This window comes from Lysinibacillus sp. FSL K6-0232 (assembly GCF_038008325.1).
In the GTDB taxonomy this organism is placed as follows: domain Bacteria; phylum Bacillota; class Bacilli; order Bacillales_A; family Planococcaceae; genus Lysinibacillus.
In genome coordinates, this window is the sequence record NZ_JBBOYW010000001.1 from 1802583 (window position 1) to 1824580 (window position 21998).

A 21998-nucleotide genomic window follows, 5' to 3' on the forward strand; every position below is an offset into this window, starting at 1 on the left:
CGGGGATTGAGAAGTGGAGGCGAGAGATTTGCACACGGCTTTTGTGTGCTTGTCCTTCATTTCCATTTCCGATTGTACAGCGATTATGCAGCCGATTAATGTTGCGTAATCGCTTTTTTATGTTGCTGGAGGAAAGGGAGAGAATAGATGACAACGCAAATTGAACAGCAAATAGCTAAGCTACAACAACGTTACACGGAGGATGAACTGGAAAGCTTTGTGAGATTATCGGATCGCTGGCTACGCAAAAATGATAATGCTACATTTGACGCATGGGCGGATGCAATGATTTTACAGGCGCTTAGCTTGATAGATGAGGAGGAGCCCTACTGGACATTTGTGGCTGCACATCTTTACTTAGAAAAATTATACAATCAATTTGCAGCACAGCGTGGTGTTGCACCAACGGATGTGTATCAAGCATTCCCAGCACAGCTTGCACGATATACAGAGGCTGGCTTGTATCATAACAGCTTAACAGCTAAATATAGTGCACAGGAGCTACAGCAATTAACAAGCTATTTAGACGCTAGTCGTGACGAGCTATTTACATATATCGGCTTAAAAACATTAATGGATCGCTATGTTGTGCGTGATTATACGAAAACGCCTGTGGAGCTTCCTCAGGAGCGCTGGATGGTCATTGCCATGACATTAATGCAGGATGAAACAGAGGACCGTTTAGCAAAGGTGCAAGAGGCTTATTGGGCGATGAGTAATTTATATATGACAGTCGCAACACCAACATTATCGAATGCTGGGAAAACACATGGTCAGCTTTCTAGCTGCTTTATTGACACAGTCGATGATAGCCTGCAAAGCATTTATGATACTAATACCGATGTGGCGACATTATCAAAATATGGCGGTGGTATCGGTGTTTATATGGGAAAAATTCGTAGCCGTGGCTCAGCCATTAAAGGCTTTAAGGGCGCATCCAGTGGTGTGCTACCGTGGATTAAGCAGCTCAATAATACAGCCGTTTCAGTTGACCAGCTTGGACAACGCCAAGGAGCTATCGCTGTTTATTTAGATGTTTGGCATAAGGATGTTTTTACATTTTTAGATTTACGCCTAAACAATGGGGATGAGCGTTTACGTGCCCATGATATTTTTACAGGGCTATGCATACCAGATATTTTTATGGAAGCAGTGGAGGCACGTGAGGATTGGCATTTATTTGACCCGCATGAAGTACGTGAGGTGATGGGCTTCTCCTTAGAGGATTCCTACGATGAAGCAAAGGGAAATGGCTCCTTCCGCACGAACTATGCTGCATGTGTGGCAAATCCATTATTAAGCCGTGAAGTCGTACCAGCCATTGATATTATGAAGCGAATTATGCGCTCACAGCTCGAAACAGGTGTGCCGTTTATGTTCTACCGTGATGAAGTGAACCGCATGAATCCGAATCAGCATGAAGGCATGATTTACAGTTCGAATTTGTGTTAATTGTAGCACCTTCAATCAGAAATGGTTGTCGAAAACTCCGTTAAACGGGGAAAGTCACTCAGTGATAACCCACCGTGCTAAATCTTTTGATTAAATATTTGGAGTTTTATATAATAGAACAAATATTCTGTTTTAGGAGTGATTGATATTTCTAAAGAATATGGGTTCATATATGTAACAACAAATAAATTAAATGGTAAAAAATATATTGGGAAATGTATTTATGATCGAGTAAATAACTGGGAAAATTACTTAGGATCAGGAGTATATTTGAAAAGAGCCATAAAAAAATACGGTAAAGAAAATTTTGAGAGAGAAATTATTTGTAATGCTTATTCTGAAGAAGAATTAAATCAATTAGAAGAGTTTTACTTGAATTACTTTGATGTTGTTAATTCTACTGAATATTATAATATTAAACTTACTTCAATTGGTGGAGATATCTTTACTTTTAACCCAAATAAGGAAGCTATAAGAAAGCAAAGAACTGAGCAAATGACTGGCAAAGGCAATCATCAATTTGGCAAGCCTAAAACAAAAAAAATGATTGAATCAGTGAAAAAGGCCAACTCAAAGTGTGTCATAATTGATAGTGTTGAATATGAATCAGTCACACTGGCTTCACACCAATTAGGAATAGGTATTAGTACAATTAATTACAGATTAAATTCGGATAATTTTCCATCATATACACGAGTAATGCCAAAAAGGGAAGTTAAAATTAATGGCTATCCGTGTAAAGTTGGTAATCAGGTATTTGATTCAATAACAGAAGCAGCTAAGTTTTATGGTATTTCAACACATGCCATGAGATATAGAATGAATTCTCAAAATTTCCCTGACCATATTTTACTTAATCAAAAGTAAATGCCTAACGACTATCGAAAGTATAGCTCATTGAAAAACATGGGTGAAGAAGCGAGTAGAGTACCCCTCAAGCGAGGCCCTATTAAGGGATAATTCATAAAGGGAAAAGCGGAGCATCCTACAGGTAGAGCTGAGGATGATGATATAGTCTCCTCTGCATAGTGATATGCAGCAGTTCATAAAAGAACGGATTAGGCTTAGCGAACCTAATTGAAGAAAAGGACTGAAATTTTTCAAAATATGTCACCAACTGAATTTGAATCGATTACACTTGAGGACGATGTGATTGTCACGCGTCGTAAGCCTGGCGATTTTGTTGTTTGTAACTTGTCTTCTATTAATCTAGGAAGAGCTGTACCTGCTAACGTCTTAGAGCGTTTAATTCCGATTCAGGTACGTATGCTTGATAATGTTATTGCGTTAAATACGATTCCTGTAAAGCAGGCAGAGCGCACCAATTTACGCTACCGCGGCATTGGACTTGGCACATTTGGCTGGCATCATTTATTAGCGCTGAAGGAAATTCAATGGGAGTCCGAGGAAGCAGTCGAATACGCGGATAAGCTGTATGAGGACATTGCCTATTTAACAATTCGTGCCTCCAATGCGTTAGCAAGTGAAAAAGGAGCGTATCCATTATTCGAGGGCTCTGATTGGCAAACAGGAGCCTACTTTGACAAGCGTGACTATAATAGCGACAAATGGAATGCTTTACGCAAGGCAGTGGCGAAAGAAGGAATGCGCAATGGCTATGTGATGGCGATTGCTCCGAATTCCTCGACATCCATTTTAGCAGGCAGTACAGCAACAATTGACCCGATTTTCCAAAAGAGCTACTCAGAGGAGAAGAAGGACTATAAAATCCCTGTGACTGTGCCTGATTTATCGCCAGTAACAACTTGGTACTATAAATCTGCTTATTTCATCGATCAAAATTGGACAATTAAGCAAAATGCAGCCCGTGCCCGCCATATCGACCAAGGCATTTCATTGAATTTATATGTTCAAAATACTATTAAGGCGAAGGATTTACTGGCACTGCATATGAACGCTTGGGCAAGTGGTGTGAAAACAACCTATTATGTACGCTCCACATCTGTCGAATTATTAGAATGTGAGTCTTGTGCAAGCTAGGAGGAATAAAACGATGACAACAATTACGAAACGACAAATTATGGATAAGGAAGCACCTAACCGCTCTACAGGTATTGTGAACGGGCGCTCCTCTAATATTTTAAATTGGGATGACGTGCGCTTTAGCTGGGCGTATCCTAAGTATAAAAAAATGCTTGGCAACTTCTGGACACCCTTTGAAATTAATATGAGCAATGATGTTAAGCAGTTTCCAGAGCTAACAAAGGATGAACAAGAATCATTTTTAAAAATTATTGGCTTATTGGCACTATTGGATAGTGTGCAAACGGATTTTGCTGGCAAGGTGGCAGACTATTTAACCGATTCGAGCTTAAATGCGTTAATGATTATTCTAGCACAGCAGGAGGTTATTCATAATCACTCCTATTCCTATGTGCTGTCAAGTATTGTTAATAAAGCTGAGCAGGATCGTACCTTTGATTTTTGGCGTACGGAGCCCGTGCTAGAGCGTCGCAATGATTTTGTCATTAAAGGCTACCATGCTTTTTCCGAGGAGCCAACGGTTGAAAATATGCTAGAAGCCATTATTTATGATGTCATTTTAGAGGGCTTATTTTTCTATTCGGGCTTTGCCTTCTTCTATCATTTAGCGCGCAATCAAAAAATGGTCGCTACGTCTACGATGATCAATTATATTAATCGCGATGAGCAGCTCCATGTCGATTTATTTGTGAAAATTTATCAGGAGCTATTAGCGGAATATCCAGAGTACGATACACCTGAGCGTAAAGAGAAGGTGCAGGATATCTTCCGCGAAGCCGTTCAACTGGAAATCGATTGGGCAAATGAAGTGATCGGCGATAAAATTGAAGGGCTTGATGTTGAGGATGTCCATGATTATGTCCACTTCTATGCCAATGTGCGCTGTAATCAGCTTGGCGTTGACCGCCCATTTGACGGCTATCGCAAAAATCCATTGAAATGGATTAAGGCATATGAGGATGTGGACCAAGGCAAAACAGACTTCTTTGAGCAGCGTTCCCGCCAATATGTCAAAGTGAATGTAGAAGATAATGGTTTTGATGATTTATAATATTTGCTTGCTTTGTTCGCGGGTATTGCCTTTGCCTCCGCGGGTATTTACTCCAGCTTCGCGGATAGCCCTGATAAAACACTCCACTATGTGAAGTGACCCTTAAAAGTTAGACATGGTTATTTCATTAGGCAGCGGTTTGGGCATGGGTTCGATACTGTATCGGACTCATGCCTTTTATTTTGCCTTAATTCATTTTGTATTGTAATACGTAATGTAGGTTTCTAACTCGATTTTAAAATGCTCTATACTTTCAAACTCTTTATGGTTAAATCAATATTTTTTAAGACCTGTGTTTTACCATAAGATTTTGATAGATTTTTTGTTTCAATAATAATTGTCATATAGTTGACCTCCTTTACCACCATACTAGACAGGAACAGCCTCGCCAACCATAGATGTAACATGATTTAATGTGACATTTTTGTCATCCTTGTGCAACCAACTATTACGTGACTCGAAAAACATTGCCAATTGCGAATGATTTTCAGTTATAATGGAAAGCGAATGGGATTTGAACAGAACGGAGCGACAGTATGCAAGCAATTAAACAATTAGGGCAGTATTTAGCGCCCTACAAATTTTTAACCATTATTGCACCACTGCTAATGGTGCTAGAGGTGACAATGGATTTGCTACAGCCAACCATTATGCAGCATATGATTGATACAGGCATTGCCAATGAAGATCATCCATATGTGCTGAAAATGTTTGGCTGGATGCTGATAAGCGCGGTGCTTGGGCTAGTAGGCGGTATCGGCTGCTCGTATTACAGCTCAAAGGCAGCGATTCATTTTGCCTCAGATATTCGGCAGGCACTTTATGAAAAAATGATGAGCTATTCAGCAAGAGAGCGTGATGCCTTGACAACAGGCAAGCTGATTACGATTTTAACAAGTGATGTAGAAAGCATTCAGCGCGCATTTATGATGACATTACGTATTTTTGTGCGTGGGCCATTGCTATTTATTGGAGCAGTTATTATTGTTTTTATCACAGCGCGGGAGCTTTTTTCCATTCTGCTGATTATCGTACCCATTTTAATTATTGCCATGTACTTTTTTACAAAGTATTCAGGCATGCTTTATCGCCGTGTGCAGGAGGCAATTGATGCGGTCAATACAAAGCTACAGGAAAATCTTGCTGGAATTCGCGTGGTGAAGGCCTTTCGACGTGAACAGCAGCAAATTTCGCAATTTAGTAGCTTGAATCATGCGCTGACAAAGCGTTTTATGACCGCCGAGCAAATTGTTGGGGTGCTTGTGCCTTTTACCATGTTTGTGGTTAATCTTGGCATTGTGGCAGCGCTCTGGCTTGGCGCGATCAAGGTGGAGGCAGGCACTTTACAGGTTGGGGTTATTCTTGCCTTTATTAACTATTTAACAATGATTTTAAATGGCTTAATGTCCTCCAGCATGGTGCTGATGCAAATTGCGCGCGCACTGCCCTCAGGAGAACGTATTGTCGATGTATTACATAAGGATGTTGCGGTGAAGGAAGCCGCCAATGCGCTTGCTGAGCCGCTAGCAGGAGCAATTGATTTTGACCATGTAAGCTATCGCTACTACGATACCGCAGAGGATGTCTTGAAAAATATTTCATTTTCGGTGCAGCCTGGGCAAACGGTGGGCATTATTGGGAAAACAGGCAGCGGTAAATCGACGCTCGTCAAGCTATTGCCACGTCTATTTGACCCAACAGGCGGGGAAATCCGTGTAGATGGCAAGCCACTTAAATCCTATGCATTGGCTACATTACGAGCATATATTGGCTTTACACCACAAAGAGCATTGCTATTTTCAGGGACAATTGACAGCAATGTTCGTCTTGGCAAGGACGAGGCAAGCGCAGAGGAGCTACAGCAGGCTTTAGATGCGGCTTGTGCCAGTGAATTTGTGGAGCGGCTTGAGCAGGGCTTGGCATATCCATTAGCACAGGGGGCTACCAATCTTTCCGGTGGGCAAAAGCAGCGGCTTGCGTTAAGTCGAGCGCTTATTCGCAAGCCTGCCATTTTAGTGCTGGATGATACAACCTCGGCACTTGATAGTGGCTCTGAGAAGCATGTACAGCAGGCGATTGCTGCAAATTATGCGGATACAACAACATTTATCGTAGCATCGAAAATTACCTCGATTCAGCAGGCGGATATGATTCTTGTCTTAGCGGATGGTGAAATTGTTGGGCAGGGCACACATCAGGAGCTTCTACAAACAAATCCGCACTATCAAGCAATTTATGCATCACAGCAAAAGGCTGGTGAACAAGCATGAGTCAACAGCAGCAACCAAAGCAAATAAATTTTGGACGTGGGCCTCGTGTGGCAGGACCCGCTGAAAAAGCGAAAAATCAGCAAGCCACACTCATTAGAATAGGGCACTATGTGAAGCAGCAAAAAATCGGGCTGTTTTTTGCCATCTTTTTTGTGCTAGCATCGACCTTTTTAAGCTTGGCAGGCCCCTATATGATTGGGCATATCATTGATGAATATATTTTAACAAAGGATATTGCAGGAGCAATTCGCCAAAGCATTGTGCTCGCTATTATTTTTAGTGCGGCATCCATTTTTACATGGCTGCAAACCTATGTCATGATTCGTGTGGCCATGACAACGATTCGCACATTGCGCTTAGCGCTCTTTCAAAAGCTGCAAGCATTAACATTACGCTTTTTTGACCAGCGTGCATTGGGCGATTTAATGAGTCGTGTAACGAATGATATTGATAACCTCAATACAGCACTTGCCCAAAGCGTGACACAAATTGTATCGTCCATTTTAACGGTGATTGGTGTCAGCATTGCGATGTTTGCCTTAAGCTGGCAATTGGCGCTTGTGACACTCATTATTATTCCGCTTATTGTTTTCTCAACAAAGCAAATTGTCAAGCGCAGCAGTAAAAATTATGCGGCACGTCAGCGTGATCTTGGTAAGCTAAACGGCTATATTGAGGAGATGATTACAGGCGCGGAGGTAGTAACGCTTTTTGGTAAGGAGCAGCAAACAATTGCTATGTTCCGTCAGCAAAATGAAGCGTTGCGTCACTCTGCCCAGCGCGCAGAAATTACCTCTGGCTTATTAGGACCGATTAATAACTTTATGAATAACCTTGGCTTAGCCATTGTGATTGGCACAGGGGCATTGCTGGCGGTGAACGGCATTGTATCTGTCGGTATTATTGCAGCCTTTGTAACATACACACGCCAATTTTTCCGTCCGCTTAACCAGCTCTCGAATTTGCTGAATACATTTCAATCCGCTATTGCTGGTGCGGAGCGTGTGTTTGAAATACTTGATGAGCCATCAGAGGTAGCTGACCGACCACATGCCATTGCTGTCCCCGCATTCCGAGGAGATGTGGCTTTTAACAATGTATCATTTAGCTATACACCCGATAAGCCTGTGCTTAAAAACATTTGCTTCCATGCTAAGGCAGGGGAAACCATTGCCCTTGTTGGTCCAACAGGCTCAGGCAAAACAACGATTATTAATTTACTAACACGTTTTTATGATGTTGACCAAGGAACAATTCTAATTGATGGGCAGCCGATTGAGCATTATCAAATGGCAACCATTCGGCAAAAAGTTGGCGTTGTATTGCAGGATACGTATTTGTTCTCTGGCACAGTTCGAGAAAATATTCGCTTCGGTCGGCTCGATGCAACAGATGCAGAGGTCGAGGAGGCGGCAAAAATTGCTAATGCCCATCACTTTATTAAATATTTGCCAGCCCAGTACGATACACATGTGCAGGCTGGTGGTGCTAACTTAAGTCAGGGACAACGCCAGCTAATTGCCATTGCTCGTGCCATTTTAGAAAATGCGGATATTTTAATTTTAGATGAAGCAACATCAAGCGTGGATACACAAACAGAGGTCGATATTCAAAAGGGCCTACAGCATTTAATGCAGGGGCGCACAAGCTTTGTGATTGCCCATCGCTTAAAAACGATTGAAAATGCCGATAAAATCCTTGTGATTCAGCAGGGGGAAATTGTGGAGCAAGGCAATCATCAAGCATTAATGCAGCAGCAGGGCATTTATTACGAACTGCAACAAAAGCTATTGTTAGAGCAGGTAGAATAGGGAATAATAGATATACATCTTTCAGAAGGCGAGGGGTTTATATGTATGAATTAAAAACAACAGAAACGGATGCCAGTGTTATTGAATTTATTGAAAGCGTAGACCATCCAAAAAAGCGCGAGGATGCATATCAGCTTGTTGATATTTTTACGGAAGTGTCAGGCTATGAGGCAAAAATGTGGGGTCCAAGCATTATTGGTTTTGGGAAATACCATTATAAATATCAAACAGGGCATGAAGGGGATGCACCGCTTGTAAGCTTTTCCCCTCGCAAAGCAAAAATTAGTCTATACTTTGCACCGGGCGATCCAGAGCGTGAGCAGCTACTCCAGCAATTTGGCAAGCATACAACTGGAAAAGCGTGTGTCTATATTAATAAGCTAGCGGATATTGATATTGACGTGTTAAAGGCTCTGATCCAGCAATCTATAGCCTTTCTACAAAAAACCTATCCATCAGAAGAGGCATAAGACATTTGGCTGTTGAGAATATTGTTCTCGGCAGCCTTTTCTCTATGTAACACTTTCAGCTATCATACGTCTAAGCGGTTAGAAGGAGGATGACAATGAGGCAAATACTTACGCTATGCATAGTTATACTAGCTACGCTATTGATTGGAAGCGAAGCACTAGCTATAGATGACCAAGCAAAAATTGAAGGACGCAAAGCATATGGCTTATCAACAGACCCTGAGCTTATCCAGTCATTGCCATACTCGGCAGTGTACAATATGTACTTATCACCAGAGGAGGAGGCTGTACTAGAGCAGCGGTTTCAAACACAAAGCAGCGTCATTCCTCAAATCCAGCAGACGCTAGCAATGATGCTAGATGCTAAGGATTATCTAGGGATGTATATTGATCAGGCAAATGGTGGTGTGGTGAATATTGGCATACGACACGGGGCAGCGGTAACAGAGGTAGAGCAAGCTATTTTAGCAGCCTATGGTGAGGCATTGCCGATTCAATTTTATCAAGCCCATTATTCTGAGGCAGATTTGAATAAGGTTATGGCAACGATTCATGCCAATCAGGCAGCACTCAATATCCAATATGCAAGCGTTGATTTTAGCCATCAAAAAATCATGGTAGGTATAACGAGAAAACACTCAATAGCGGAAGCATCGACCAACCTACGTAATCTAACAAAGCAAGATGCAGCATTATTTCAAATCCATTATGTAGATAAAGCAGCAGAGGCTTTAGCCATAAAAGCGTCAGGCTGTGCCACAGGGCTTTCTGCTATAACATTTTATACCATGCCGTATCCCATTGGCACTGCCCAGTGCTGGAGCGCTCTAACAATGGGGATGTTTTATGCAGATCACACGGCGGATGCAGAGGGAATTGTTATTGACAAAACAGTTAAAACGCTAACGATTATTTGGAATGTGTCAGCACAAGACATTGCGGCGAAAACAAAACAAGAAATTTTAGCAATCGCCAAGCCAAATGCGTTAACAGTATCCTATCCAGATACAAGCCCCTTTGCGGTTGGTGATCGAGTGGCTATATGGACAACAGGCGCTTACAATGAATCCTACCCCGCTCAGGGCGTTGCTACAAATATTAGGCATCGTGAAAAGTAGAAACTACTAAAAGAAGTTTTATAATTTACTATTTTAGGATAATTAAATCCTAGAATAATAAAAAATTGGCTATTTCTTATTTAAATATTTGCGATTATGCAATGTATGATCTATTAATTTCTATAAATACCATAATAATTGAGTAATCCATCTATAAAGGTCATAGTAGCAAATTAGCCATCAATTACGAGCTATGGTAAAAAGTCAACTTTAGAAAAAACGATAAAGAATTCACCTTCACTTATACAGTCGAATAGCTTGTTTTTATAGATAATCAACAGCTATATCGAAAAAATATAGATAATATAGAGATAAATAGCGAAATTAGTAAATATTTTTCTAAAATTATTAATTACCTTAAATAGCATAAACAAAATATTACAAGGAGGAACACAATGAAGAAAACCATTATGGCACTATTGATAGTTGTGTTATTCTTTGGAGCTACTAACTATACAGCATCTGCGGAAAATCTTACAGACTACTATACGGATGTGACAGAGAAAGACTTGAAAAATAGTATGATTCTATCACCTGATAGCAAAAAGGCATTTATCAATGGAGAGCTAACAACTGCGGTACAACCAATCATTAAAGATGGCAGAACACTTGTACCACTGCGTTTTATTGCAGAAGGCTTTGGAGCAAAGGTGGATTACAATGCTAAAAACCAGATGATTACGATTAAATATGTGAACCAAACGATCACACTAAAAATAGGAAATAAGGCGCTCACTGTTAATGGCAAAACAATGCAAATGGATGTTGCTGCCAATATTGATAACAATACAACCTATATTCCTTTACGTGCTATTGGTGAGGCATTGCATAAAAAGGTTGTCTATTTAGATTATACAGTCCTTCGAAACGCTCGCTTTATGGTTATTCGGGATGCTGATGGGACAGCGCTAGAAAATACGAATCTAATCCGCACTTGTGAATTGCTATATGGCGGAAAGTCTGTTGTCTACAGTGACCGTTTTATGGTTATGGTCAAAGAAAATGGTCGATTATTCTCGAGTGATAATTTCTATGATTTCGAGCCTTTTCACTATCAAGAATTTGCGGAGGATAAAAATACAGTCCGACTAGGGGATATATGGTTTAAGACGGCTATGGGTAATTTCTATCTACATTATGCCCATGCCACAACACAGGAATTTATTTTATACCATGTTGATGGTGAAAAGCTGACAAGGGTAGCGATTGAACAAGCACCTATTAAAGCTGTAAAAACGTATGGCAACAATGTTTATTATGTAACGCAATATATGCGTGGCATTGTAAATGCTCATGAAACAAGCAACCTAAAAGTAGCAACGTTGAAAGATGGACAATGGGTATCAGATTATTTAGGTAAGCATGGCTTCTATTATGTCTTTGATACAGAGGGCAATGCACATGATTGGACAATTAGCGAGCAGGGTATCAAAACATTTGGCTATCAACGCTTTGGCGATAGTGCAGAGGAGCGAAAAGCAACATTTGGGCATTATCGAATTGATTTGAATGGACATAGCCATGAACTTATACAGCATGAAAATTAAATCTATCAAAGTCGTATCGAATTTCGCTCAAGACAAACGATAAAATCGACATGAAACTCACATTTTAATATGTGGGTTTCGTTTTTTGTTTATTTTTCATAAGTTCGGTAAAATAATGGAAACTGATAAGTGGAGGGATTGTGTGTGACGAGTTCGATTTGGATTGATGCAGCGATTGAGCAGGTATGGCAGGCAATGACAGAGGAGGAGCCATTATCAAAATGGTATGCGCCGGGGTCTACTTGGGCGATTCCACGCTTGGCAGCGGGCGAAAAGATGATATTTACATTAATGCCAAGCGAGCATAATCAGCTAACAGAGCCACTGCCCATGGAGCTAACGATTGAGCGTGTTAGTAAACATCAGGAATTTGCATTTTACTTGGAGGTTCCCGAAACCGTAATTGCCATATCGATAGCAGAGGAGCCGCAGGGTGGTACAATGGTTCGCTTTAATATGGCTGGTTATGATGTTTCCCTTGCTTATTTAAAGGCATTACTAGAGGGTGCTACGTCTTAGGTCTGAGAGAATTTTCAAACGTAGGGACGTATTGGTGATAGCAGTGTTCCTGCTATACTATATTTATTAGATAGCGGGAGGAATTCAATTATGAAAAAAGTAGCGGGTTTAGCGGCTGTGATGGGGACGTCAGCATTGCTGTTAGCGGGGTGCTTTTCCTTTATTCCGAGCAAAATGCAGGAGGAAGCCATTGTGGTGGAGAAGGATCAGGCAAAAGCTTTAGCGGTAGATATTGATTTTGGCATTGGCGAAATGTCGCTTACAGGTGGTGCAGAGGAATGGGTAGAGGGCAGCGCTAGCTATAATATGGAAAGGCTTGCACCACAAGTCAGCTACAATGTAAGGAAGGATAAAGGAGAAATTGTCATTGAGCATAAAAATGGCTCAAAGCCAAAGCTATCCAAGGTGAAAAATAGTTGGACGATGCAGCTTAATAATGATGTACCAATGGATTTAACGGTTGAAACAGGTGCTTCGAAAGCACATCTTGATTTACAAGGGTTACAGCTTGAAAATTTAGAGATTGAAACGGGTGTAGGCGATGTAACAGTCGATTTAGGTGGCGATTGGCATAACAGCTTTACAACAACGCTTGAAACAGGTGTTGGGCAAACAACGGTGATTTTACCCTCTGCAGTTGGGGTGAAGCTAACGCTGGAAAAGGGCATTGGCTCCTCCACTATTGAAGGCTTTACCGCACAGGGCGATGGTGTCTATGTCAATGAAGCCTATGAAAGCGCAGATGTTGTAGTAGAGGTGAACGCTGAAATGGGCATCGGGGAAATTACATTTACAGTAGATCAATAACTAAAAAAGTTGAAAGACAGATGACGTCTTTCAACTTTTTTTATATGGCAACTCTTTTGGAATCGGTCCAAAGGCAATCCAATGATAGTTAACATATTTTCCAATGATATAGACCACCAACCAAGTGCCAAATAAGGCAATCACAAAGCCACCTACACTCCATAAATGGAATACTAGACTATTGCCGCTAATAGGAAGTTGTCGATAAAGGAACAGGAAAAATGGATGCAATAGATAAATACCAAAGGATAGTGCTCCTAGATTAATCAAGCTATTGACAATGGCTCTATGCCACTGGTGATAAATCCAGAACGACAGCTGTAATAGCACAATGCTTGCTGTAATGGCTTGCAGCTCAAAAGCAAGCTCAAAGACAATGCTGTTTGCTAAATAGGTTTGTGCTGAAAACACAAAATAATATAAATAAATATTATAGCAAGTAGCAAATAGCCATAGCAGCCAAATGAGCACAATAGCAAGTGAGAAATTTCCCTTTTTTAGCTGAAGCCACTTTTTATATTTTTCAAAATAAATACCTAAAAATCCGCCTGCTAGAAAATAAAAAAGATACGAGAATGCAATACTTCCTCGATAGGGATATTGCCAAAACTCAGCATTCAATACAATAAATGCCCACTGTAGGACGAAGCCAATCCAAATAAGGTGGGGCAATACGGCTGGTTTTTTCTTCATAATATAGAGCATAAGCGGGAACATTACATAAAATTGCACCATAATAAAAATATAATATAAATGCGTATAGGCTTTGCCAATTAATAGCTTTTCCAAAAATTCGGTGCTAAATAATGCCTGCCATGTAAGGGCTAGATCATGCGTCAGAAAAAGTCGCGTGGCGGCATAATAAAAGATGGAAAAAAAGAGATATGGAATAACAATTTGCGTGACTCTTTTTTGGTAAAAGCGAGCGATTAGCTCTTTTGTCAAATCCTTTTGTATATAGTTGTAAAATAACACAAAGCCACTTAAAAAAATAAACACAGGCACAGCAAATTTTGGGAAAATATTTAACACAACATATAGCGGATAGAGCTTTGAGTCACTGGTTAGCACGGTTACAGGTGTACTCGTTGCATGGATCAGCAGCACCGCTAAAATAGCCAATGCACGTGTAACATCCAATTCATAAATATGGGCTCGTTTCATACAATCATCTCCAAAAATAATTTCGCTAGCTTAGTATAAAAAACTTTTATGTCAGCTAGATGTCAGTTTATGATTAGAAGAGCTTCCAGTAAATTTAAAATATTATAACATATTGTACGAATCATAGAGGGAAAATAAACAAAAGGCTTATGGGGATGTTCATAAACGGACATTCCTTGCTCTTGTTATGTCTTTATTCTTCTTCAAACATGAGCGGCTAGTGCAAGGGAGCACCTTGGCTAGTCTATTTTTATGGTAGTATGATAATGGAAGGAAAGTGATGGTACGAAGGAGCGAGGGTCGTGAAAATATATACATACAAGCAGCCAGCAGCAATCGAGTCAACAGAGGTGATTGCTATCTTGAATGAAGCGGGGCAGGTGTCGTCCACGGTGCAGCGTGTTTATAGTAATGCGCTGAAAAAAGCATTTGACCGTACAATGGACTATCGTTATTTTGTGCGCTTTGATGTCAAGGATAGGCAAGAGCAGCCTCTTTTTACGTGTAAAAAAGTGACGCGCCGTGGTCGTGTGCATTTTCAAGGGAAGGACTTTGTGACAGGCAAGGACTATACGATTGCCTATGATGGCTGGCAAATTATGATTCCTGATTTATTGATTACAGATGGGGAGCAGCAAATTCAGCTGAATAAGGAAATGAAGGGCTGGTCTGTTTTTTCCATAAATGACGAGCCGATTGCACGCTGGCAGGCGACTTTTTATGAAACCTATTTTGCGATTACACTCGAAATCGAGGATTATAGCCCAATTCAACACGAGGCATTTTTTATTGCGATTGGACAGGCTGTGCTATTTATTGGGGCATAGCTCAATAATAACCTTATTCAATACTAAAACAGCCACCTCCAACAAGCAGAGGCGGCTGTTTTTATTAGATTTCTATCATTTCCTTCGTTAACTTTTGACGGCTAATCCAGTAGCCTTGTAAGGTAAAGACCATCAGTGTCGCTCCGAGAAAGACGATGCTGGTGATGCCTAATGTCAGGAAGTCATAGGATATTGGGGAGCCTTCATCAATAAAGCTTAGCATCCTCGTCAAAACTAATCCTAAAAATATGCCGACAGCAAGGCTATAGAGTACAAATGATAGGACTTGCGTCAGGATAAGCTTGATTAAGCCGTTTGGTGATAGACCAATCAATCGTTGAATGGCATAATCGGCACGCTTGCCATAAATAGCATGTAGCAATGTTTGCAAAACACCAAGGCAGGTTGCCGCGATTAATATAACAAAGACGCCAACAAATAGGCTCCAGCGCTGGAAGAACATTTCATTGGATTGCTCAAGCATCGTTGCTTTATCTGTCAACTTCAGGGCTGGCCAGCGCTCCTCTAAAAAAGCTAAATCAGCTAATGCTTTATCAGGGCTAGCTGTTTCAACCATAATGTCCTCGATGATTGTGTGATCCTGAGCCGTGAGGAAGGATGACCAATCAACAATTAAATCCGCACGGTGAATAGGTGCATCAATAATGCCGATAATTTGTAATTCACCAGTAGGTCTATCCTGCTGTGCAGCCACATCATAGGAGCCAACCGTGACACGATCACCAACCGATAAATGATAACGCTCTGCAAAGCTCTGGGTCACTAAAAGCCCATTCTGCAAATTGCCCTCAACTTTTGACAGCTTCCCCATTTGTACTAATTTCTCAATATTGGTAGTTGTATAATTCTCTGGTAGCCACTCTTGACCGAGCTGTAGCGCAATATACGCATTATTGCCCTGTGCATAAGCATACTGCACGCTTGGTAACGCTTCAATTTCCGCTAACACTGCGGGCGTAAAGGTTGGATCATTTAATTCATTATTGATTTTTATAGCTGTTTCGTATTGTGCTGCGGTGTAGGCAAGGTCGTTGTGCTGTAAGGTTTTCATTAATGAGCTGCCAAAGGTTAAAATGACCATTAAGCCAATAATACTGAGCACAATCGGCATGTTTTTGCGTACCTGTGGCATAAGCTGCTGGCACGCTAAATAGGCTTCTTTGCCAAGCACCTTCCGAATCGGCTTTAAAGCCATATGAAGGATGGCTGTAAACAGATAGGGAATCAATAGCAGTAAAATCCCGCAAACGAGTAGTGTACCGATTAAAATAAATAAAGCGCCTTGCCCATCTCCTGTGCCTACTAGCTGTGCCTGCAGGAATAATAGGAGGGCAATCACACCTGCTATACTGACCACGATTGTTTTCCATTTTGTCCAACGTAGCTGTAAATTTTCGTTATCTGACGTGATTTGTAATGGCAATAGTCTGGAGCTTTTGGCTACTTGCCATTGTGTCATCACCTGAAGAATCAAGAAGCTCGACAGTGCAATTAATAGTATAACTAGAATGGGAAGCTCTGTGTTAGCATCTGGTAAATGTAGCAGGCTAATTAATTGTGGTAGCCAAAGCTTGATAATTAGAAGGCTCAGTGTCGTCCCCAGCATAACGCCAAAGGCAATCATACATGATAATTGGAGCCTAACAATACGCCCAACTTGCTTCACGGATGCTCCGAGCGCACGTAAAATCATTAGCTGCTCTTTGATTTTATAGAATAAGAGCTGGAAGGTGGACAGCAACAGAACACTTGAAATAAGTAAAATAAAGACCGATAGTACAATCATAAAAACCATTAAGCTTTGTAAATTTCTTTTAAACACATCATAATCACTCATAATATCTACACGCAATGTGTGATCGAGCTGCTTCAGCTCTGCGCCTACTAGCTTGGCACGGTCCTCATCTGTTTTAATAAGCGCAAACATTCCTGCTGTTTGAGGCTGACTATCCTTCATCCATGCTTTGACAATATCATTGGGCAATAGGATGAAACTCGGACTATCAGTGCCTTTGATCGCCGGTAAAATTTCTCGAACGATAAAATCCTGCCCTTGAATATGAATAGGGTCCCCAACTTGCTTATTGAAAATACGGGCAACATTTTCCGAAAGAATAGCATCATTCGAGCCAAGATTCACCTCAAAATGGTAGCGGCTTTTTACAAGGTCGTCATTTTCGACACCAACAGTATAAAAGGCTGTGTTTGTTGCTTGCTCAACCGTTGTATAAGCTAACGATATACTGGACACTTGTGTAACACCTGCTAGGGTGGAAAATGCCTCAATTTGCTGTGTTGTTAATAGCTTAGCTTGATTAGGATTATAGCCAACCATGACATCCATTTCCCCATATAATGCTTGAATATCAGCCTTCATTTGCCCATGGGCATTCCAAATATAGACGGTCATGGTCAGCACAAGGCAGATTGAGATCGTAATAATACTAATACTTGTCAGGACATTTGCCCAAGCAGCACGAAAAAGCTTCAGGGCAATGTTGCGCATTGTAAACATTAGCGATCCCCCCTCGTAATATGCTTGAATTTCGTTAAAATACAATCTAAATCCTCTTCATTTTGCTGATTTTGATAGGAATCCACAATCGCACCATCATGGAAGAACAATACCCGATTGGCATAGGTCGCTACATAAGGGTCGTGGGTAACAAGCAAAATCGTTTGCTGGTTCTTTTTTTGTAAATCGACGAGCAGCGCTAAAATTTCATCTGTTGTTTGAACATCTAGCGCACCTGTTGGCTCATCTGCCAGTAAAATAGGCGGGTTCGCAATAATGGCACGCGCAATGGCGACACGCTGCTTTTGCCCGCCAGATAGCTCATGTGGTCGATGCTTTGCCCAAGCGGCGATGTTTAATGCTTCCATCATGTGCTGCACACGCACCTTAATGTCCTTGCTCGGCACATCATTTAAAATAAGAGGCAGCGCAATATTATCCTCCACGGATAAATCCTTTAATAAGTGAAACGATTGAAAAATAAAGCCGATATTTTCTTTGCGAAATTGCGATGCTTTTGGCTCCTGATAAATATCGTAGGCTTCCTTACCAAATAAAAATAATGCCCCGTCCGTTGGCTCATCAATGGCGCTAATCATATTAAGCAGGGTGCTTTTCCCTGAGCCGCTTGTCCCCATAATCGCCACCATTTCCCCCTGATAAATGGTGCAATGGATATTTTTTAAGGCGTTTACAGTATGCTGCTTTTGCTGATAAATTTTGGACATCCCTTCCACACGTAAAACCTCCGTTAAACGTCCTTCAGGGATGGGTATTGCATTAATGACTTCTTTCAATGGATTGAACCCATTCATCGAGATATGCCCCCTTTAACTGTTGTCGCAATGCTTGTAAACCACGGCGAATATGCGTTTTGACAGTGCCCTCAGGACATTGCAAAATAGCTGCAATATCCTTAACGGAATAATCCTGATAAAAGCGTAGCAGCAGCACCGTCTTATACTTTTCCTCAAGCTGACAAAGTGCCTGCCATAAATCTAGCTCTTCCTCGATATATGTAGGGGATGTACTGTTTAAATCTACTAAAGCCTGTGGTTCAACAGGCTGCACCCGCTTGTTCTTCGCAATATACGTTTTACAGCAATTAATAATAATGCGCGTAAGCCATGTTGAAAAATAGTGTGGCTCCTTGAGCTGTGGCAGCCCCTCATAGGCGCGAATAATGGTTTGCTGAAAAACTTCTACGGCGTCGTTTTCATTTTGTACATAGACATATGCCATGCGATAGAGCTTATGCTGCTCCTGCTCAATGAGCTGATAAAATGCTTGTTCATCGCCATGCTGAGCAAGAATTACTAATGATTGCTGCGCTGTCGTAATGAAAATCGCCTCCTTTACAACTATTAGACTTAGCAAGCTGTTATTTCGATTCAAGTTTTTTTAAATGGCTGGCAAAATCGTCGAAATTTTATTTACTGTTATAGTGGAGTTTTAGGATATTTTTGATTGATTTAGGCTGATAGTTATACGTGGTTTCCGCTTTTGATTAATAACTAAGAAGCTCCGTCAGTATTGTTACTGACAGAGCTTCTTCTAGTTTTCATATTTTCATAATATCAATTGGATTTTCGATCCACGCAGTTGAACCTGCGACTTTTTAATAATAACATACATCTAATTGATTTGAAAATTCAGAAAATATATTTTAAAATAAAATTAAGAAATTTTAGTGTGCTAAATAATTATAAAGATTCTCCAAATGATAATATAAAGAGGAGTTGAAATTGAATGTGTAAAAAAGAATATATTATTTATCAAGCTTTTAAATCAGGAAAATCTATTAAATTCCTGAGCAAGAAATATAATGTACCAAAAAATGAGATTGAGAAGATAATACGCTACCATTTAATTGTCCCTTTTAGTTATAAGATATTTATTTTTTTATTAATCTTCTTCTATTTTAACTGCCTTTAAAAAACTCTGGGATTTTTAAAGGAAATTTACTAGTATTATGTTAATTTATTCTAAAAATACATTGCTTTCCTAAAATAGCTATAGTATTCTAAAGAAAAGGAGTGGAACATATGTTTTTAGCACATATTCGAGAGGCGGATTATGCTGAGCAAACAGTGCAACATCATTTAGAGGAAGTGGCACTTTTAGCCAGAGCATATGGAGAGCCAGCAGGTGTAGGAGCACATGCAGAGCTTGCTGGGCTTTTACATGACTTAGGGAAGTTTACCGAGGAATTTACTATTTATTTAAAGAATGCTGTTTTACATAATGAAGTGGCTAGCAAGAAAATTGATCATTCTACAGCTGGTGCAAAATATTTATATGAACGATTTTATACTGGTGATGGTCCGCAAAAGCTTGTTGTGGAAACGGTGGGAATGGCTATTTTATCACACCATTCAGGGTTACAAAACTTTGCCCAGTTAGATTTAGAAATATCTGATTATATAAAACGAGTCGTAAAAAAAGATTTACCTTATTATAATAACGTCGTTCAAAATTTTGAAGCGATTGAGGGCAATAAGGAGCGTGTACAACGTTTAGTAAACGAAGCAACAGAGGAATGTCGTACGTTTTTTGAAAAAATAAAAACGAAAGCGCATTATAGTATTTATTTTAGCTATTTACAAAAGCTTGTTTTTAGTTGTTTGATTGATGCTGACCGCACAAATACTAGGTGTTTTGAAGAAAATACATCGACAACAGTAGCAGATTATACAAGCGTATTTTTAAAAGGTTATGAACACCTCATGGAGCAAGTTAAAGAATGGAAAAAGAATAAGGAGCCGATTAATCAACTACGCACCTTGATGTCTGAAAATTGCGACTTATTAGCGATGCAACCCTCGTCAATTTATACTCTTTCGATTCCAACAGGTGGTGGCAAAACATTTGCTAGTTTGCGCTATGCTTTAAAACATGCCAAACAATATCAAAAAGCACGAATTATTTATATTGTACCTTACACAACGATTTTAGAGCAGAATGCACAAGCAGTGAAAAAAATCATCCAACAGCCACAAGCAGTTTTAGAACATCATGCAAATGTAGTAGATGATAAGGATATTAATGAAAAACTTGATAAGGAGCAAGATTTTTATGGAGTCCCTTATCACAAAAAAATGCAATTAGGGCGAGATAATTGGGATTATCCTATTATATTTACAACAATGGTACAGTTTTTAGATACTTTCTTTCAAAAAGGAACAAGGAAATCAAGAAGATTACATAATTTAACGAATGCCGTCATTATTTTTGATGAAGTACAATCGGTTCCATATAAACATTTTAGTTTATTTAATACAGCACTGAATTTTTTGCATCATATCGGAAATAGCAGTGTAGTTTTATGTACAGCTACACAGCCAACTGTTGGCACAATGAAATATGCTATTGAATTGCGGGACAATGCTGAAATGGTTCCACAACTTACAGATACAGTAAAAGCCTTTGAACGTGTGACCATCCATAATCATGTTACAACTGAGGGATATGACTCAAAAGAGCTGGCAATGTTTGTACAAAATATAATGGAAAAAAGACAATCTACATTAATCATTTTGAACACAAAAACTGCTGTACGTAAATTATATGAGGAACTAACATGTATACAAGAATATAAAGTGTATCACTTGAGCACATCCATGTGTCCTGCACATAGAAGCAAAATATTAAAAGAAATTAATGATTGTTTAGGGAAGGAACGAGTGATTTGTGTTAGTAGTCAATTGATTGAGGCTGGAGTAGATATTAGCTTTGAGGCAGTTGTTCGCTCTTTAGCAGGTTTAGATTCTATTGCACAGGCAGCGGGACGTTGTAATCGTCATAATGAGCAAGAAAGGGGCGATGTATATATTGTACGAGCCAAAGATGAAAGCTTAAAAAATCTCCCTGAAATCGCAGTAGGTGGGGAAGTGACAGCAAACTATATTTTGCGAAACGACGAGTATGCTACAGATATACTTAGTCCACAAGCAATCTCTCATTATTTTAGCCATTACGATAATTATGTAAAAACTAAAATAACATTAACCCCACCTAAATTAAAATATGAATTGATTAAGTTACTTGAAAAAGATATACAATCGCCAGCAAGAGAGAATTTATCTTATGCATTATTTAAGACGTTAGAGCAACATTTTCAAGCGATTGATTCACCTACAAAGGCTGTTATTGTGCCTTTTGAGAAAGGGAATGATGTGATAGCTGCTTTAAATGAACCACAACTGAATTTAGTCAAATTTAATGAATTGTTGAAGGAAGCACAGCAGTTTACTGTGAATTTATATGACACAGAATACAAATTGCTTCATCAACAAGGCTTATTAAAACCGCTATATTATGATTCGTTTTATTATTTAGATGATAAGGCATATAGCACAGCTTTCGGCGTTTCAATTAAAGGAGAAGAAAAAATGGAAGATTATTCAGTTTATTAAAGAGGTG

General features: G+C 39.9%; 15 protein-coding genes and 3 pseudogenes. 13 read left to right on the plus strand and 5 right to left on the minus strand.

Annotated features, from left to right (window positions below; translation table 11 throughout):
• Window positions 1–147: 147 nt before the first annotated feature.
• The 4 genes and pseudogenes from MHB42_RS08785 to MHB42_RS08800 all read left to right on the plus strand — a co-directional run.
• A pseudogene (locus MHB42_RS08785) lies at window positions 148–1449 on the plus strand (ribonucleotide reductase N-terminal alpha domain-containing protein); the annotation flags it as partial.
• Window positions 1450–1590: 141 nt separating this feature from the next.
• Window positions 1591–2319, plus strand: coding sequence for a hypothetical protein (locus MHB42_RS08790; protein ID WP_340805551.1), 729 nt, complete (start codon window positions 1591–1593; stop codon window positions 2317–2319).
• A gap of 222 nt (window positions 2320–2541) precedes the next feature.
• Window positions 2542–3453, plus strand: a pseudogene (locus tag MHB42_RS08795) (ribonucleoside-diphosphate reductase subunit alpha); the annotation flags it as partial.
• 13 nt (window positions 3454–3466) lie between these two features.
• Window positions 3467–4507 carry a ribonucleotide-diphosphate reductase subunit beta gene (locus MHB42_RS08800; protein ID WP_340805552.1) on the plus strand — a complete coding sequence of 347 codons (1041 nt, stop codon included), beginning with the start codon at window positions 3467–3469 and terminating at the stop codon, window positions 4505–4507.
• Between the two features lie 127 nt (window positions 4508–4634).
• Here the strand turns inward: MHB42_RS08800 and MHB42_RS08805 are convergent.
• A pseudogene (locus tag MHB42_RS08805) lies at window positions 4635–4771 on the minus strand (IS3 family transposase); the annotation flags it as partial.
• A 272-nt stretch (window positions 4772–5043) separates the two neighbouring features.
• On the opposite strand from MHB42_RS08805, the gene MHB42_RS08810 reads away from it, so the two are divergent.
• The 7 genes from MHB42_RS08810 to MHB42_RS08840 all read left to right on the plus strand — a co-directional run bounded on the left by MHB42_RS08810 (window position 5044) and on the right by MHB42_RS08840 (window position 13049).
• The gene (locus tag MHB42_RS08810; RefSeq protein ID WP_340805553.1) at window positions 5044–6777 is read left to right on the plus strand and encodes an ABC transporter ATP-binding protein; all 1734 of its coding nucleotides are present in this window, start codon (window positions 5044–5046) and stop codon (window positions 6775–6777) included.
• Complete coding sequence (locus MHB42_RS08815) at window positions 6774–8588, plus strand: ABC transporter ATP-binding protein (RefSeq protein WP_340805554.1); 1815 nt, start codon at window positions 6774–6776, stop codon at window positions 8586–8588. Before MHB42_RS08810 ends, MHB42_RS08815 begins: the two co-directional genes overlap by 4 nt.
• A gap of 41 nt (window positions 8589–8629) precedes the next feature.
• Window positions 8630–9058: a DUF1801 domain-containing protein gene (locus tag MHB42_RS08820; RefSeq protein WP_053995766.1), complete on the plus strand. Its 429-nt coding sequence runs from the start codon at window positions 8630–8632 to the stop codon at window positions 9056–9058.
• A gap of 95 nt (window positions 9059–9153) precedes the next feature.
• Window positions 9154–10176, plus strand: a complete 1023-nt coding sequence (locus MHB42_RS08825; protein ID WP_340805555.1) for a DUF3221 domain-containing protein — start codon at window positions 9154–9156, stop codon at window positions 10174–10176.
• Window positions 10177–10571: 395 nt separating this feature from the next.
• Window positions 10572–11723, plus strand: a complete 1152-nt coding sequence (locus tag MHB42_RS08830) for a copper amine oxidase N-terminal domain-containing protein (protein WP_340805556.1) — start codon at window positions 10572–10574, stop codon at window positions 11721–11723.
• 144 nt (window positions 11724–11867) lie between these two features.
• Window positions 11868–12242, plus strand: a complete 375-nt coding sequence (locus MHB42_RS08835) for an SRPBCC domain-containing protein (RefSeq protein WP_340805557.1) — start codon at window positions 11868–11870, stop codon at window positions 12240–12242.
• 90 nt (window positions 12243–12332) lie between these two features.
• Window positions 12333–13049, plus strand: coding sequence for a toast rack family protein (locus tag MHB42_RS08840; RefSeq protein WP_340805558.1), 717 nt, complete (start codon window positions 12333–12335; stop codon window positions 13047–13049).
• Window positions 13050–13079: 30 nt separating this feature from the next.
• Here the strand turns inward: MHB42_RS08840 and MHB42_RS08845 are convergent, their stop codons facing one another.
• Entirely contained in the window at window positions 13080–14213 is a 1134-nt protein-coding gene (locus tag MHB42_RS08845; protein WP_340805559.1) for an acyltransferase, read from the minus strand.
• A gap of 302 nt (window positions 14214–14515) precedes the next feature.
• Here MHB42_RS08845 and MHB42_RS08850 point away from each other — a divergent pair, with 302 nt between their 5' ends.
• On the plus strand, window positions 14516–15040 hold the full coding sequence (locus MHB42_RS08850; RefSeq protein WP_340805560.1) for a tubby C-terminal domain-like protein: 525 nt from the start codon (window positions 14516–14518) through the stop codon (window positions 15038–15040).
• A 64-nt stretch (window positions 15041–15104) separates the two neighbouring features.
• Here MHB42_RS08850 and MHB42_RS08855 read toward each other — a convergent pair whose 3' ends face one another.
• Genes MHB42_RS08855 through MHB42_RS08865 form a run of 3 tightly spaced genes read right to left on the minus strand, consistent with a single transcriptional unit; the run spans window position 15105 to window position 18953 of the window.
• Entirely contained in the window at window positions 15105–17576 is a 2472-nt protein-coding gene (locus MHB42_RS08855) for an ABC transporter permease (RefSeq protein ID WP_340805561.1), read from the minus strand.
• Window positions 17576–18304 (minus strand): ABC transporter ATP-binding protein, encoded by a 729-nt coding sequence (locus MHB42_RS08860; RefSeq protein ID WP_402895147.1) that lies wholly within the window; start codon window positions 18302–18304, stop codon window positions 17576–17578. The genes MHB42_RS08855 and MHB42_RS08860 overlap by 1 nt, the downstream gene beginning before the upstream one ends.
• Window positions 18305–18356: 52 nt before the next feature.
• Window positions 18357–18953 (minus strand): sigma-70 family RNA polymerase sigma factor, encoded by a 597-nt coding sequence (locus MHB42_RS08865; RefSeq protein ID WP_340805563.1) that lies wholly within the window; start codon window positions 18951–18953, stop codon window positions 18357–18359.
• 668 nt (window positions 18954–19621) lie between these two features.
• Between MHB42_RS08865 and cas3 the strand changes: the two genes are divergently transcribed.
• Window positions 19622–21991 carry a CRISPR-associated helicase Cas3' gene (gene cas3 / locus MHB42_RS08870; protein ID WP_340805564.1) on the plus strand — a complete coding sequence of 790 codons (2370 nt, stop codon included), beginning with the start codon at window positions 19622–19624 and terminating at the stop codon, window positions 21989–21991.
• Window positions 21992–21998: the final 7 nt, after the last annotated feature.

Coding starts and splice junctions, on each gene's coding strand:
- MHB42_RS08800 (WP_340805552.1), top strand. CDS start 3,467: ATGACAACAATTACGAAACGACAAATTATGGATAAGGAAGCACCTAAC.
- MHB42_RS08810 (WP_340805553.1), top strand. CDS start 5,044: ATGCAAGCAATTAAACAATTAGGGCAGTATTTAGCGCCCTACAAATTT.
- MHB42_RS08815 (WP_340805554.1), top strand. CDS start 6,774: ATGAGTCAACAGCAGCAACCAAAGCAAATAAATTTTGGACGTGGGCCT.
- MHB42_RS08820 (WP_053995766.1), top strand. CDS start 8,630: ATGTATGAATTAAAAACAACAGAAACGGATGCCAGTGTTATTGAATTT.
- MHB42_RS08825 (WP_340805555.1), top strand. CDS start 9,154: ATGAGGCAAATACTTACGCTATGCATAGTTATACTAGCTACGCTATTG.
- MHB42_RS08830 (WP_340805556.1), top strand. CDS start 10,572: ATGAAGAAAACCATTATGGCACTATTGATAGTTGTGTTATTCTTTGGA.
- MHB42_RS08840 (WP_340805558.1), top strand. CDS start 12,333: ATGAAAAAAGTAGCGGGTTTAGCGGCTGTGATGGGGACGTCAGCATTG.
- MHB42_RS08845 (WP_340805559.1), bottom strand. CDS start 14,213: ATGAAACGAGCCCATATTTATGAATTGGATGTTACACGTGCATTGGCT.
- MHB42_RS08855 (WP_340805561.1), bottom strand. CDS start 17,576: ATGTTTACAATGCGCAACATTGCCCTGAAGCTTTTTCGTGCTGCTTGG.
- MHB42_RS08860 (WP_402895147.1), bottom strand. CDS start 18,304: ATGTCCAAAATTTATCAGCAAAAGCAGCATACTGTAAACGCCTTAAAA.
- cas3 (WP_340805564.1), top strand. CDS start 19,622: ATGTTTTTAGCACATATTCGAGAGGCGGATTATGCTGAGCAAACAGTG.